We start from the raw sequence: 15,020 nt of genomic DNA, 5'->3' as shown, positions 1-15,020 counted from the left end.
ACTTAATTTGCAATTGTACGTAATGTTAAATTATTTAGCAACAAATAATGTTTACTAAATGCTTTATTATCACCGCGCCTTACAACTACAAAAATGACAGGGAATTGTTGGATAATACATGTGTTATTTTTATGCCAGGTAGCTTTTCTTTTAACCAGCTTGCCATAAATTCAGAGCCCGGCTCCTCACTGGCAATATGGCCCAATACAATGAGCGATAATTTTTCGCCTTTAGCCTGCGCGTCACGTACATATTCGGCAGTTTCCCATTCCTGTATTTCGCCGCATATTAACACGTCGGACTTTTCTTTGCTCATGGCTTGTATCTGCCTGGTCCCTCCGGCAGCGCCGGGCATCAGTAATATTTTTTGACAAATCTGTTCCGGATTGCCAATATATCTGACCTTGTTGATAAATAATTTCTGTTTTAAATGCCCAATTAAAGCGCTTAATGACGTTTCAGGAAGCATCAGTACACTGCTTGAAGCAGGATTATAGTAACTCTGCCAGCCCAACTGCTTTAATAAGCCCATCCTAACCCCGTCTGGATTAATGCTATGTATATAATCGTGATTGCGCCATACGGCTATATTGTGTTGTTTAAGCAAGTCGGCTTTATAGCGGTAAACATCGTCGTTAGCCAGCCACGTGGTTTCGTCCTGATGATTGTAAAAAGTAGGTTCATGGGCAATAATAAAGTTGGCGCCTAAGGCAATGGCTTTCCTGATCACCTCAATGGTAGCAAACATGGTTGTAACAATACCGGTAACCTGAATATCGCGATTACCAGCCTTTAGGGTATCAACAGTATTGCTGAAAGGAGCGCCCGGTACCTGGCTGATAAACATGTCCATGACCTGCCCAACGGTGAAAGTGGCTGGTAGATCAAGAAGGCTGTTGGCATGGCTTATTACAGGCGAAGTCAGTAGGGCGGAAACACCAGCTACCTTAGTAAAGTTATAAATGAATTTACGCCTGGACCGGTCCTGGTTTAAACGAAACGGATAATTTGTAATGCTCATGATGTCTGGGTATGGTACTGATCAAATATAAAAAATAGCCCAGGTGTTTTATGCGTAATAATTTGCCCGCTATTTTCCTCAGAGTGTATTGTTTTACTCATGTTTTTTAATTGCGGGATAACATCACCGGCTTAACCATCAGCATATAATTGCTTTGTTGTTAAATTGATTAAAATTGACCTTTATGGTGTGGTTAATTAATTAACGGCATTTGAATTGCTTGCTTCGCACGAAACTCACAATTATCTAATCCCGAAATATTAAAAAAAACTACCCTTTCCTTATCATGAAATTTAAGTTTAAAATCTCCCTTGGAGTATTAGTGGTAACTGCACTATTTTATACGGCCTGCCGAAAAGAAGTCAAACTAAACCAGAAACCCGAACCTCCAATATCTAAGGTTGACACTATGGGCCTTGCTACAAACCAGATCATCAGAAATGTAACACAAACCCTGTCTGGTGCTTATGGAGGTGTTGATATTAATAAGGGGCTGATCCTGCCTGATCTGACTACCATCAGGCAATCAAAGCCACTTATATCAGGTCTCGTTGACCTGTGCTCTTTTTTTCCGGATACGGTAGTGAACTATAAAACAGTTATTGGCGATACTATTAGCTCGCAGACCAGCGGATTATTCAAATTTTATTTTAGCTGTAAGAGTGATACTATCAAGACTCCCGGAGTAAAGCCCTATACTGTTTTCAGATTGTTAAACGGATACGTAGCTTATGACTCTCTGGCAACAACCGGCCAAACACCAAGTAGCTTGTTTGTCCATAATATAAAAGCTTTTTATCAGGCAAATGCTTTTGATTTTACTGCACCTCTGGCTATTAATGGCAGCAGTAGCAAACTTATTTCTTTTAACGGAAGTATTAAATCATTTGTTGATACCGCGTCAACTAAAAAAACACTAATCCCATCATCTGTACATGCTTATTATACTTTGAATGATGTAAGTATTGATTTAGCAAAAAATAACGATATCACAAGAGGTAGTATAACTTTTGCGGCCGTGGGTGAGGGTAATAGTATAAAGTGGTATTATGAGGGCGTTATTAATTTTTTAGGTGATCATAAAGCAAGTGTAGTTATTAAAAATAAAACTTATCATGTCGATTTGCTTACCGGCAAGATAACCACAACTTAGTCATCCAAACAGCACACACGCCTAAATCATAACAGAATTCACAAATTTGATTGATAATTCCGTATAATTTTGCATCTTTGCACCGCGAAAAAATCGCGATGGTCCCATAGCTCAGCTGGATAGAGCAACTGATTTCTAATCAGTAGGTCTCAGGTTCGAATCCTGATGGGATCACGAAAGCTTCTCTAAACAAATTGGAGGAGCTTTTTAATTCTTATAGTAGTAACAGTGCAACGATTCCGTAGCTCAGCTGGTAGAGCATAACACTTTTAATGTTGGGGTCCTGGGTTCGAATCCCAGCGGGATCACAAACATTCGTTTAAAAAGCCTTAAATGATTCATTTAAGGCTTTTTTTATAGATTGATCTTTCAATGACCTTAAAAGATACCACGTATTCTGAATGCGTGATTATTTACTTTTACCTATTACATCAAATAAATTAGTAATAAATCATAGTGAAGCTGTAGATGGCTCTGTCTTATAGCAATGAAGATTATCTGCTGAAATGTTTTGATCATAGCAGAACAACCTTTTCGTCGATAAGTAGCCTGAAGACTATCTGTTTTTAACGGTTATATCCGCCTTTCTGTCGATGAAGAATCACTACGTGTCGAAAGTTAAAAACAAACCGCCTGATATGCTAATTTTAGTCTCAGATATCAACAAGGGTGTTACGGCCCGACGAGGTGAAGTAGTTCAGTTTTACAAGCTTTGTTTGTTGATAATTATCGCTGAATAATACGAAGTGACGCGAAGTAAACAACCTGATACGTGCTTTAACCCCAGGCCTCTATGATGGAACTTTTACACTCTTATCACTTTCTGTACAATGTTTTAATAGTTGTCATCTCCACCCTGATAACCCTATTAGCTATACCTTCCATTTTGCATGTGGCCCGTGCCCGTCATTTATATGACGATGTGGGTCATTTCCGCAAACAGCATGACCATGGCATCCCGCGTTTGGGTGGTGTGGCCATATTTGTCAGCTTTATTATCACCACGCTGCTATTCAGTATTATAGACAAAGCCCTGCCCATCAGTTATTTGCTGATCGCCTGTATCATCTTATTTGCCATGGGTTTAAAGGATGATCTTTCGGGGGTAAACTCCAGTACCAAATTCCTGATCCAGTTCATCGTAGCCGCCATACTGGTTTTGCTGGGCGATATCCGGATCACCAGTATGTATGGTATATGGGGTATTTTTAATCTGCCTTATGTGCCCAGCGCTATCTTCTCCATTTTACTGATCATGCTGATCATCAATTCCTTTAACCTGATAGACGGTATAGATGGCCTGGCTGCTACCACTGGGTTGATCGTTAACGGCACGCTTGCTGTGATGTTCCTGTCGATCAGACAGTATGAGCTGGCAGCTATTTGCCTGGCAATGGTAGGGGCAGTAGCCGGATTTTTACGGTATAATATTACCCCGGCCAAGATATTCATGGGCGATACAGGCGCTTTACTGATCGGTTTGGTATCAGCAGTAATGGCCATTAAGTATACCGAGATCAGTAAGATCAGCGTAGCAGGAGTACCTCATCTGTTTACCGCACCCGCGCTTACGGTAGCTATATTGATAGGACCTGTTTTTGATACCCTGCGGGTGTTTACACTCCGGATACTAAAAGGAGTATCGCCATTTGATGCCGACCGGAACCATATGCACCACCGGATGCTGAAGTTGGGTCTTACCCATTTACAGGCCACCCTGTGCCTGGCAGGTATTAACCTGGGCGCCATTGGTTTTGTATTGTTTTTCAGCGACCTGAGCAATACTTTTTTGATTTCAGTGATCCTGTTGATCCCCATTATTTTTAACTGGATAGTCACTTTTTGCATCCGCTCGAAGGAACGCTCCAAAGGACGTGAACAGGTAGTCTGAAACATACTCCTCATTCAACGATCATTTCTGTTTACTCATCGGATGTTTTTGCCTTTGTGTCTAATATCACTGCAAGGATATTAAATACCCTATATATTTAGATGAGGTCTGTTTCAACAGATATTGATTAAAATTTAGCTTTGAAAAAATTTATTCTGTTTTTTGTTTTAGGCTTTGCCGGGTTTACCGCAAAGGCGCAGGACGGATACAACTATTATGAATGGGGTGTTGGGGGCGGTATTGGCTATGGCAGGGCTTATGCCGATACCAAAAAACAGGACTACCACCCTATTTACAACTTTAACATAGCCTATAATTTTAACCCTTACGTACCTATTGCGCTGGAGTACCAGTTTGGAACGCTTTCGGGTGGTGGCCGTACTCCTGATAAAGATGCTTTCGGCAGGATATACAGAAACGCTTATAAAGCCTTATTGATCCATGCCGATGTTCAACTGGGTAGTTTTATTGACTATTCCGACAACGGTTTTTTAAACGTGATCAAGAACTTTTATGTGGGCACGGGTATAGGTGCCATTTCCAACAACATGAAAGATATACAGCGTACCAACTTACCTGCATATGCTCAAAACGGCGCGGTGGGCAGCACCAATGGTTTCCAGGGGAAAGACAAAAGCACCAACGTAGTATTACCGCTGCGGTTTGGGTATGAGTTTAAAATTTATGATTCTTATGAGCAGGTAGGTTATACCATTACCCTCGGCTATGAACACAGCTATGCTTTTGGCGAAGGATTGGATGGCTACAATGACCCTCCGGCACAGTTTAAAAACAACGCCCCCGACCAATATGCCCACTTCACCATAGGTTTTCGGTACAATTTTGGCAACACAGTATCCTATAGTAAGTTAGTAAGGGATTTCGGGTTTTGAATACCCATATTATCAAATTTCCTGAAACGAAATAATATGTCCTCACATCACTGGGTATATATTTAATATTTACCAATTGGATTTCTTTTATGACATACTCCCGTTGCGGAAAACCATCACTGTGGATTTGAACGTAATGCGGAAAAAGCCAGCTGGTTATCAATTTTGCCAATATTCCATCGTGCCCGATTGCCATTTCGTCGGTGTGATTAGCTTGTGTGTCGAAGCAGTTTAAACTTAATTTAAAAACAAGCAAATTTATATAATATCAGTGGCTGGTAAATTGATTTGTATCATATTATTAAATAAATAGGTCTTTATACGCCTCCGTTAATGATTACCACCACCAGTAATAACCAGGGATAAAAGTATTGATCAATAAAGATATTCAGTAGTCCAAATTTCAATAATTGGTCATAAAATCTAATGAAAGTACACAGCGATATTGGTAGTTTAAGGCTTTTTAAAACAGGCATTTGTTTGTTATTGCTGGTTTTATCAAGCACGGTTAAAGCCGGGACTTTTGATTGGACTGGTAGAAATAGTACTGATGTAACAGATGCCGGAAACTGGGCTCAGTCTGGTTTAATAGCTTGTCCTGTCGCCCCTGGTGCTAATGACGATGTAAGAATTGGCGTAGCCACCACTTATACGCTTATTAGTGCTTTGTGTGTAAATTTAGGCAGCCAAACGCTTACGCTTACACGGTTTCCAATCGTAACCGCCAATACCACTTGGAAGTCCATAACCCTTGGCAATAATGGTGTTACAGCCGCGACATATTATTTGCGGAACACCGGGGGGACACAGCAAAGTTTTGGGACAAAATATACCATGATGCTGACTGTTAATGGCGCTACAACTACATTAACAGTAACCGGAAATATAACCCAAAATCATTATGCGGGTGTGGCCGACCCCAGAAATATTTTTAACGCCATTATAGCCGGGACCGGGAATGTACTTTGCCAGGGTAACGTAGTAGTAGGGGATGCAGCAACACAGCCATCCAATACAGTTGCTGATGTTGCCTTATTTTCTGCCCAGGTAAATCAATTGACCATCAACGGAAATGTTTTGCTCAATTGTAACGGCGTTAGTAATGCAGGCCGCGGAGAAGTTTGTTATCCCTGTTTTTCGGTAGAGAAAGGGACAACAACACTTCTGGGGCAGATGAACCTGGTTAAAAACTTTACACCCACAACAAACGGCTTTGCGGGTTTAAATCCTGGGGTACTCGGTTTTAAGGGTTACGGGCAGGTTATAGCAGATAATACGGGTTATACCTCTACTGCGGTTGGTAGTGCCAACACTTTTGAGCTAAGGAACAAAACCCCCATCATTACCCCCCTGATTGATCAATTTTATGTTTATTTTACATTTGGTGGCAATAGTGGCACCACTTTGTTTAGCGATAACAATGCCGAGAATCAAACGGTTTATACCGCTAACGAGCCCTCTACCACCACCACAGCAACCTATATTAATACAACTTCCCCAGCGTATTATAACCTGACATTTTCTGGCGCAAGTACAAAGGTTGTTGATAAAAACAGCACCATTGTTGGAGCTACACCACAGGGTTTATCCGTTGGCAATAATTTGACTACAGGTGGCGGCATAGTGAATTTAAACACCAATGACCCTACTGTTACCGTAACCGGAGGTTGGACAAACCAGGCATCCACCGTAGTTAATCAGGATGCTGGTGATATTATTATTAAAGGCGCGGTTAATAATACGGGTACCCTTAATCTGGGCTCAGGTAATTTTTATATCGGAGGTAATTATACCAATAACAGCGGAGGCGTATACACACAAGGCACTGGTACTACTTTTTTCAATGGATTGGGCGCCCAAACATTGCTTGACAATAGTACTGCGGGTACGGTATTTAATAAGGTAACATTTAACGGAACCAATGCTGCCAGCATTTCAACAATGACCGCCGGTACGGGTAATTTTGCCGTATCACCCACCGGTATATTAAGCATGGTAAGCCCGGCAAAGCTCGTTGCCGGTACCAGCAGTGCGGCATATCTTACGCTGAAATCAACCGCTGCTTCAAGCGCTACAGTTGGGCCGATAAACTATACTACCCCGATAACCGGAAATGTGAATGTGGAGCGTTATTTACAGGGAGGCTCTACCAGTCAGCGTGGCTATCGTTTATTGTCGAGTCCGGTTAATACGGGGAGCGGCATTTTTAATGTTAATTATGTAGCAGCCAAAGCATTTATTTCGGGCTATGGAGGTACAGCTAACGGATTTAATGCCACGGTTAATAATAACCCAACCCTATATTTTTACCAGGAAAATGTACCCGTCAACAATAACACCTTTACATCGGGCACATTTAAAGGCCTCGAAAAACTAACTGCAGGCAGCAATACGGTTAATGTTACAGGTGTATCTAATATTACCTTGCCTGTTGGCAATGGCTTTATGTTTTATTTTATTGGCGACAATATTAATAACCTGGGTACAGGGGCCGGACAAAAGGGGGGGACCGTAGGCTTAGCGCCCGAAACCGTTACCCTTTCGGCTTCAGGTGCTTTAAACCAGGGCCCTATTTCTTTTACCCCATGGGCGTATACCGGAGCTTCTACTACATTGAGTAAACACAGTCCGGGTACGGGGTACTATCTGTTGGGTAACCCTTATGCCAGTGCATTAGATTTAAACAATACCAATTTAAAGTCGGGTGGAACTGGGATCAATTTTTCCAATACCGCGGCTGTTTCCACCAAGTTTTTGGTTTTTAATCCTGTAAATAAAGGATACTCTTATTGGGACCCTACCATTGGTGCAAGCGGTAACAGTGATGGCAATGGAGCATCACGGTATTTGGGCAGCGGGCAGGGCTTCTTCATCACCATTCCTACCGTGGGCCCCACCACCACGGTAACTTTTACAGAGGCTGCAAAAGTGAGCACCAATCAGCAACCGGCCCCATTACTGATGTCGGCACCTGGTCAGATGCATATTGCTAATCTGCGCTCCTCAACTGCACAATCTGTAAATTCAGTTTCAGAACAAACAACAAGCGAGATTATCCCGGATATTAAATTAAGATTATCTGCCGATAGTGTTCGTAACGATAACTGCGCCATTTATTTTAAAAACGACTGGTTGCCGGCTTATAGTCAGCAAGAGGACGGGATAGATTTGGACGGACTGGGGGCAAGTGTTTTTCTTTCAAGTTATAGTGCCGATAGTGTGAGGTTAGCGTTGAATAAATATTCAACGTTAACGGCCCCCAGAACCGTTATTCCTTTGTATGTCAGTGCTACTACTTCGGGGATCTATACATTTTCAAAAAACGAAATAAGCGGCTTGCCCGATAACTACACCGTTTTTTTACACGATAAATTGTTGAATGATTCATTAGACATGACTCATAACGATACCTATAATTTTAATTTAGACAGGGGTAACGCGGCAACTTACGGAGGCAAAAGGTTTGAACTGGTTATCAATAAAAGTCCATCCAATTATCACCTGCTCAGTTTTACGGGTAAAAAAGCAGCAAAGGGGATCGACATTCGCTGGCTGGTAGAGTATGAGGCCGATTATACTTCTTTTGTATTAGAAAAACAGGATCAGGCGGGTAATTTCAGCTCCATATATCAGCTTAAAAGCAATGGTACCGGCAACTATAATTATACCGACCTCCTGGCCTCAACCGGAGATAATGTATACCGGTTAAAGCAGACCGATCGTGACGGTACCGTAACCTATTCTCAAAAAATAAGCATTGTTTATACGTTGCAATCGCCTAATGGATCGGTTGTTAAAGTTTATCCTAATCCCGCCGAATCGCAGATACAAATGCAGATCGCGGATGAATCATCTAACAAGGCATACAGCTTAAGTATTGTTGGTCCAACCGGATTTGTAATGAGCAAACGAAAAGTTACGGGCTCCAATTGGACAGCCAACGTGGGCTACTTTACCCCGGGGATATACATCGTTAATTTATATGATGCATCAAATGGGGCCCTGGTTGGGCAAGGAAAATTTATAAAGAGATAGGTATTTATTCGAGATTCTATGAAAAAGGTTAAAAGCATAAAAAACAGAGTGAATACGGCTGTCATCGGGAAAACTGCAATTTTATTGCTTTTGTTGATCGTGAGTAATGTATTTATGGTATTGGCCGATGACCCCGGTGAGCCATGTGATCCAATAGCCGATCCTATAGGTAATTGCCCCCTGGATACCTGGACAATGTATTTAGCAATTATAGCTGTGATTTTTGCCGTTTTTTATCTAAGAAAGAAGAATAACGCCAGCAGAAATGCTTCGTTATAAAATAAAGAACAGAAAGAAGATGGTTCCCCTTTCTGTTCTTTTTAGAACGGCAGATTGACACCGAAATTCACATCACGATCTTTAAAGCCGGATGGTAAAGCTCATTTGGCACGATCTATAAAGCATCCTTAATCTTCAACACCAGAAGCTCAGCCGGCACTTCCCCTGGCTTTAAGCCGGAAAGATCAATGACGCTATCATTACCAACATTTTTTATCACCAGTGATTTTTTACTTCCTAAAATAGCAGCTACAGCCTTTGCCGGAACATGAATGTTTTGCAATCGTATTTGAGGTACGTAGGAGGGAAGTATACAAAACAGGTCTTTTCCCTTTTTTGTAAAAAAGGCTTCTACGAATGCTGTATCTTTTTTAGGCACAACCAATTCCGCGATGCTATAACCGGCCATGTAACTTTCTTTCTTTTTTTGTGGTTTTGGTCCTGCGCTCCATTGATATGGATACTTATACGCGGTAGTACCATATATCGCATCTCCGTTGATTTTTAACCAATTACCTATATCGGTCAATCGTTGTTGCATAATTACCGGGATCCGTCCGTCGGCAGTGGGTCCGATATCGAGCAGTAAATTACCGCCTCTGGAAACAATATCAATCAGCATTAAGATAAGGTCGTGACTGCTTTTATAATCTTCCAGCTTTTCATTCCGATTATACGCATAAGAGTGGCCTATGCCCTGGCTTTCTTCCCAAATAACACTGGCATCCATACCACTGCCATATTCAGAAGTGGTATAAGTGGCTCCGTTGTTTTTTCCGCGGGTATTACTACCCCAGCGATCATCGACAACTACCTCCTTTGCTACCGGCGACTCATTGAACAACCAGGCCAGTAATTCGGGACTGTGCCAGGCTGTATCGGGCAACTCCCATTCGCCATCAGAAAAAATAATAGAGGGTTTATATTTGGTGACCAGGTCTTTAAACTGCGGGAACATATGTTCCGAAACAAAGCGTTTCTTATCTTTCAACCACAAAGGATTAAACCATTCGTACAAAGAATAATAGTACCCCATCTTCAATCCTTCAGCTCTTACGGCGTTGGTAAGGTCGCCGAGCAGATCGCGCTTGGGTGTTCCCGTTACCGCGTTCCATGGGCGTCCCCAATCACGGTCGGCTTCCGCGCTGTTCCATAAACAATACCCTTCATGGTGCTTTGAGGTAAGCACCACATAGTGCGCGCCGGACTTTTTTAAAATATCTGCCCATTGCTTGGGGTCAAACATCTCGGCTTTAAACATCGGCTCAAACTGCGGATACAAAAAATTGGCGCCGTAATTTTTATCGTGAAATGCTACGTAGTCTTTTTGTTTGTCCTGCTGTACACGATACCAGTACCATTCTGCATAGCTATCACCACTATTGGGTATTACCGGCGCGTATGAAGGCACGGCGTATAGTCCCCAATGAATAAAAATTCCAAACTTGTCGTTATGAAACCATTCGGGCATTTTACGCTTATTAAGCGATTCCCAATTGGACTCAAACTTTTGTGCATTGGCAATACTAATATTGAAAAGGACAAAGAGTAAAAACAATAAATTTTTCATAAAAGGAATTTTAAGCAGGAGTGATAACAAATTTAATGATCGGAATTGGTGCTTAATTTATAAAATCCAAAATTGATTAAGGGGAATGACAAAATGGGTTAACTTAAACTCATCGGGGACTCTGAAGTATAAAAGTGGGTTTACATGTAAACCCACTTTCTGATAGAAAAATAAGTTTAATAATATGATTATCAATAAGATATATAAATGTTAACCATGAAAAGTGTAAACCCACTTTTAAATACAATGCCGTTGAAAACCTTAAAAAGCATCTTATATTATTATTTAAAATTCACAGTAATTACCTGCTGATTCTGGTTGCGAACTATAACGAGCTTAGCCTTTCCCATCCATTTAATTTTCTGATATACCTTGAGCAATTCTTCTATGGAGTTAACGCTGTCGTCATTTAGCTTAACCACCACATCGCCCTTTTGTAAGCCGTTTTTTGCTGCAAGTGATGCCGCTGGCAAATCGGTAAGTAATGCCCCATTATTATCATGCAACCCGGCCGCTGATCTTTCTCCCAGGCTTTCAATGTTTTTAAAATGCGCGCCTAACCATTCTACCTGGCTTTGTTTACCCTGATTCGTTGAAGTAACCAGCAGGTTGATCACCGGTTTTTGGGCCAGCTTTTTTAAAACAACGGAAGTAACCCCGAAATTCATATCAAAATCTTTAAACCCGGCATTTAATGCCGGAGAGCCTGGTTTTAAATGATAGTTCCCGCTTTTGGCGTCGATAAACTGGGCATCGCCGTAAACGCTGTTTTTATCTAATCCCAAATTCTGGGCATCTGCCAACGCTTCTTTGGTTAGGAAAAAATTCTGGTCGACGCTTTTGCCCCAGTTATTTATTAAGATGGGGGCATAGGGCAGGCTCACGATGTTATGCTCAAATACGTCATTACTATTCTTTAGCCATACATGCGGATGGAAGGTATTATTGATGATGATGTTATTGGTAACGGTGCGGCTATAGCCTTCACGAAGTTTTAAACCACCGCTCAGGCAAACGTTATTATAGATACGGTAATTGCTGCTGCCGTCGTCCAGGTCAATGTCCCAGCCATGATCGCACTGAAAACGATTATTACGGATGGTGATAGGATCAATCACATCCAGAAACTGGATGCCGGGCCTGGCGGCTACTATACTATCGATCAGATTGCGCTCCGGCCGCCAGTACCGGTCCCTTCCCCAGGAATTATAAGCCCCGTTATCGCCGGTTTCCAGCACCGTATTGAATACATCATTAAATTCAATCACATGTCCTCCCCAGGTTCCTTCGCTCATATTAAGCCCGGCTCTGGGCGTATTGTAAATAGTGTTATGGCTCACCGTAATATGCGATGACATGGAGACCTGCACGCCTGCCACCTGTTTTTCTATAGTGCCAATATGGTGTATCAAATTACCAGTGGCCGAACAATACTGAGGATAGTCGGAGCTTTTAGGGCCCGGCTGGTAATCCATCTTATCCCAGGGGACAAAAGTTTCGTAACTAAAAGCAGGTGACCTCGCCGCGTCAGGATTACCAACAAAAGCAATTGCATTACCACCTATGGTATGTATATAATTATCCCTGATAATATCATTCTTGCTATAATTACTTACAAACACCGCATTGCCACCCAGTTCATAAAAATTACAGTTGCTGATGGTTACCTGCTCTGTTCTGTCAAGCAGGATAGCCCCACCACGATACATCCTCCAGTCGCTGCGCAGCAAAGGTTCTTTGGCCAGCATAAATGACCGTGCCGTTTGCGTAAAATCGATACCTTTAATGGTGATGTTGCTTAAAGGCTTTTCTTTACTGCCGTTGATATGGATCAGATCGGTTAAAGTACTGACGGTAAATACAGTTTTGTTCAAATTGGCTCCTGCAGGAGGGTACAGATAAAGCGTTTGGCTTGTTTTATTGTAAAACCATTCGCCGGGGGCATCCAACTCTTCAAAAATATTTTCTACAAACCGGTCTTGTTTATTCATCGGGGAAGGGCGGTTGTTTTGCCAGCCACCCTCGTAAGTCAATACGCCTTTGTCGTCTTTTCCGGTGATCAGGTAATCAAAGCTGCCCCATTCGCCCGCGTGCAGGGCGTGGATATAACCCCCAGCAGGAGCTTGCCATGTTTTTACCCGGCTTTCGCTTATGGCATCCTTAGCCGTTCCGTTATAGATCCTGGCTGTAGGATCAAAATTGGGGTAGCGAGCCATAGGAAGGCTTTTGCCATTCATAAATAACTGGTCGGGGGCAATGCCTGCAACCAATTTTGTTTTGATGATATTTCCTTTGTATGGCTGCCATACCGGGTTTATTTTGCCTGATCCCGTAATGACTGCCTTTTCGTTGGGGTATGAGCTAATGATCAACGAACGTTCTTTAAAATCGCCCTCGTTAATCTCAATTGTTTTCTGCTGGGGATAAATACCTCCCCGTAATGTGACAACTACATCTTTATTAACATATCCGGTCGCTTTTAATAAGGCTGCTGCCAGGTGTTGAACAGGATGTTTAAAAGAGCCATCATTTTTATCGTTACCGCTATTGGATACATAAATTTTGTTTTGCCCAAAACAGGGATGCATTAAAATGCCCGAGGTAACACAAGCGATGGTCAGTATAGTTGATTTTAGAAGCTGCATTGACATTGAATATTAAAGAGAACAAAAACAATTGTACTCCCGGCTGGATGTTTACCGGAAGTACAATTTAAGAATTAATAGAGTGGATTTTGGGGAATATTATTAGCCGTAATTTCAATATCCGGAATAAGCCATGTTTGATTATAGGGGCCTATCGGGTTAATAAGCTGGCTCCCCCTTTGGGCCTGGATAAGCTGGAAGGTATTGGTCCGTTTCATATCAAACCAGGTATTTCCTTCCAAGGCAAATTCCCATTTTCTTTCTTTCAAAACTGCCTGTCTGAAGCCATCCTGCGTGAGGCCTGCCAGGTCAGGAACATTTGTTGGGTCCGACTTATCTACCCGGGCACGCCTGCGGATGGTGTTAATATAAGCATAGGCATTGGCCGGACCGTTGATCTCATTTTCGGCTTCTGCGGCAATCAGGTACATATCGGCATAACGGATATAAATAAAATTCCAGGGATTAATAACGGTAGACGATGTCGCTCCTTTTGAAACACCCGTCGTATCAAAATATTTCTGAAAGAAGGGCGCCAGTACACCTCCTTTTACTTTAGGATCAGGATATTGATCCAGGATCCCCCATGTCCTCCTGCGGTCGCCTTTCGGGAAACTACTGATAAAGCTGGGAGCAGGTACCAATGAAGGCCGGTAAGTATCGGCCGTACCGGTTGACCCTTGTAAAGGATTGCCGCCTTTTGAAACTATGTATGATTGTTCCCAGATAGATTCTGTGGTATAACTGGTATGATGAAAAACGTTGGCATAATCATCTACAAGGGTAAACAGTCCGGAGTTGATCACTTTTAGGGCCTCATCCTTTGCATTTTGATAGGAGGCTGTTTGTTTCATGGGGTTGCCGGCCATGGTGAGGTAAACTTTTGCCAAAAGTGCCGATGCCACCGATTTGTACACCCTGCCCACTGTAGGAGCTTTGTCGGGCAGGTTTTGCTCAGCGAAGAGCAGATCACTCAATATCAGTTTATATATATCGGCCTGCGGTGTACGCGGCAGCTGTAAACTGGTGGGGTTGTTGTCAACGATAACTTTTGTCGGCATCGGGATGTCCCCATAAAGCTGTACCAGGTAAAAATAGGCGTAAGCCCGCATAAACTGCGCCTCGGCGGTTAGCTGGTTTTTAGTGGCCGCGTCAAGGGGAGAGGTTGGCAAGGCGCCTAAAACAAAGTTGGCATCTTTAATAAGGCGGTACCCATTTCTCCAGCAGCCCTGGGTATTGTAATAATATGGCTGAGGGGCATTTTGATACATGGGCAATCCCTGCTCAACCGATGGGGCAGGTGCACCATAAATATCTGTAGGCATTTCCTGCATACTACCATCATACAGCGGTATATCGCCATATAAACCTATTATGGCTAATTGGTAACTGGCCGGATCAGAAAAAAATGTGCCGGGGGTAATAGATGTTTGAGGATGTTCTTCCAGTGTTTTTTTGCACCCGCCAATTGCTATGGTCATACCAATAGCCATGCTTAAAAACAGTTTCATATATGATCTTTTCATGATTTGT

9 protein-coding genes and 2 tRNA genes are annotated in these 15,020 nt (G+C 42.3%); 7 read left to right on the top strand and 4 right to left on the bottom strand.

Translation table 11 applies throughout. From position 1 onward, the window contains the following. Positions 1-85 precede the first annotated feature (85 nt). Positions 86-1,021 (bottom strand): Nif3-like dinuclear metal center hexameric protein, encoded by a 936-nt coding sequence (locus AC57BQ_RS15865; RefSeq protein ID WP_496407219.1) that lies wholly within the window; start codon positions 1,019-1,021, stop codon positions 86-88. A gap of 286 nt (positions 1,022-1,307) precedes the next feature. Between AC57BQ_RS15865 and AC57BQ_RS15860 the strand changes: the two genes are divergently transcribed. The 7 genes from AC57BQ_RS15860 to AC57BQ_RS15830 all read left to right on the top strand — a co-directional run bounded on the left by AC57BQ_RS15860 (position 1,308) and on the right by AC57BQ_RS15830 (position 9,272). After that, positions 1,308-2,174: a hypothetical protein gene (locus AC57BQ_RS15860; protein ID WP_496407218.1), complete on the top strand. Its 867-nt coding sequence runs from the start codon at positions 1,308-1,310 to the stop codon at positions 2,172-2,174. Positions 2,175-2,274: 100 nt separating this feature from the next. Then, positions 2,275-2,348 (top strand) — tRNA-Arg (locus tag AC57BQ_RS15855). Positions 2,349-2,409: 61 nt separating this feature from the next. Next, positions 2,410-2,482: transfer RNA gene (locus tag AC57BQ_RS15850), tRNA-Lys, on the top strand. Positions 2,483-2,967: 485 nt separating this feature from the next. Then, a complete protein-coding gene (locus AC57BQ_RS15845; protein WP_496407217.1) occupies positions 2,968-4,065 on the top strand; it encodes an MraY family glycosyltransferase in 1,098 nt (365 codons plus the stop codon). Between the two features lie 140 nt (positions 4,066-4,205). Beyond that, positions 4,206-4,958, top strand: a complete 753-nt coding sequence (locus AC57BQ_RS15840; RefSeq protein WP_496407216.1) for a hypothetical protein — start codon at positions 4,206-4,208, stop codon at positions 4,956-4,958. Positions 4,959-5,384: 426 nt separating this feature from the next. Beyond that, complete coding sequence (locus AC57BQ_RS15835) at positions 5,385-8,993, top strand: T9SS type A sorting domain-containing protein (RefSeq protein WP_496407215.1); 3,609 nt, start codon at positions 5,385-5,387, stop codon at positions 8,991-8,993. Between the two features lie 18 nt (positions 8,994-9,011). After that, positions 9,012-9,272, top strand: coding sequence for a hypothetical protein (locus AC57BQ_RS15830; protein ID WP_496407214.1), 261 nt, complete (start codon positions 9,012-9,014; stop codon positions 9,270-9,272). 115 nt (positions 9,273-9,387) lie between these two features. Here the strand turns inward: AC57BQ_RS15830 and AC57BQ_RS15825 are convergent, their stop codons facing one another. The 3 genes from AC57BQ_RS15825 to AC57BQ_RS15815 form a co-directional block, all read right to left on the bottom strand. Further along, positions 9,388-10,842 carry an alpha-L-fucosidase gene (locus AC57BQ_RS15825; RefSeq protein WP_496407213.1) on the bottom strand — a complete coding sequence of 485 codons (1,455 nt, stop codon included), beginning with the start codon at positions 10,840-10,842 and terminating at the stop codon, positions 9,388-9,390. Between the two features lie 281 nt (positions 10,843-11,123). Further along, the gene (locus tag AC57BQ_RS15820; protein ID WP_496407212.1) at positions 11,124-13,487 is read right to left on the bottom strand and encodes a right-handed parallel beta-helix repeat-containing protein; all 2,364 of its coding nucleotides are present in this window, start codon (positions 13,485-13,487) and stop codon (positions 11,124-11,126) included. A gap of 74 nt (positions 13,488-13,561) precedes the next feature. Continuing rightward, on the bottom strand, positions 13,562-15,013 hold the full coding sequence (locus AC57BQ_RS15815) for a RagB/SusD family nutrient uptake outer membrane protein (protein ID WP_496407211.1): 1,452 nt from the start codon (positions 15,011-15,013) through the stop codon (positions 13,562-13,564). Positions 15,014-15,020 lie beyond the last annotated feature (7 nt).

This window comes from Mucilaginibacter sp. BGA-UO-ETr-C110, from assembly GCF_059567985.1.
Note: the sequence above shows the minus strand (reverse complement) of the source record. Positions and strands in the feature narration are given on the sequence as shown.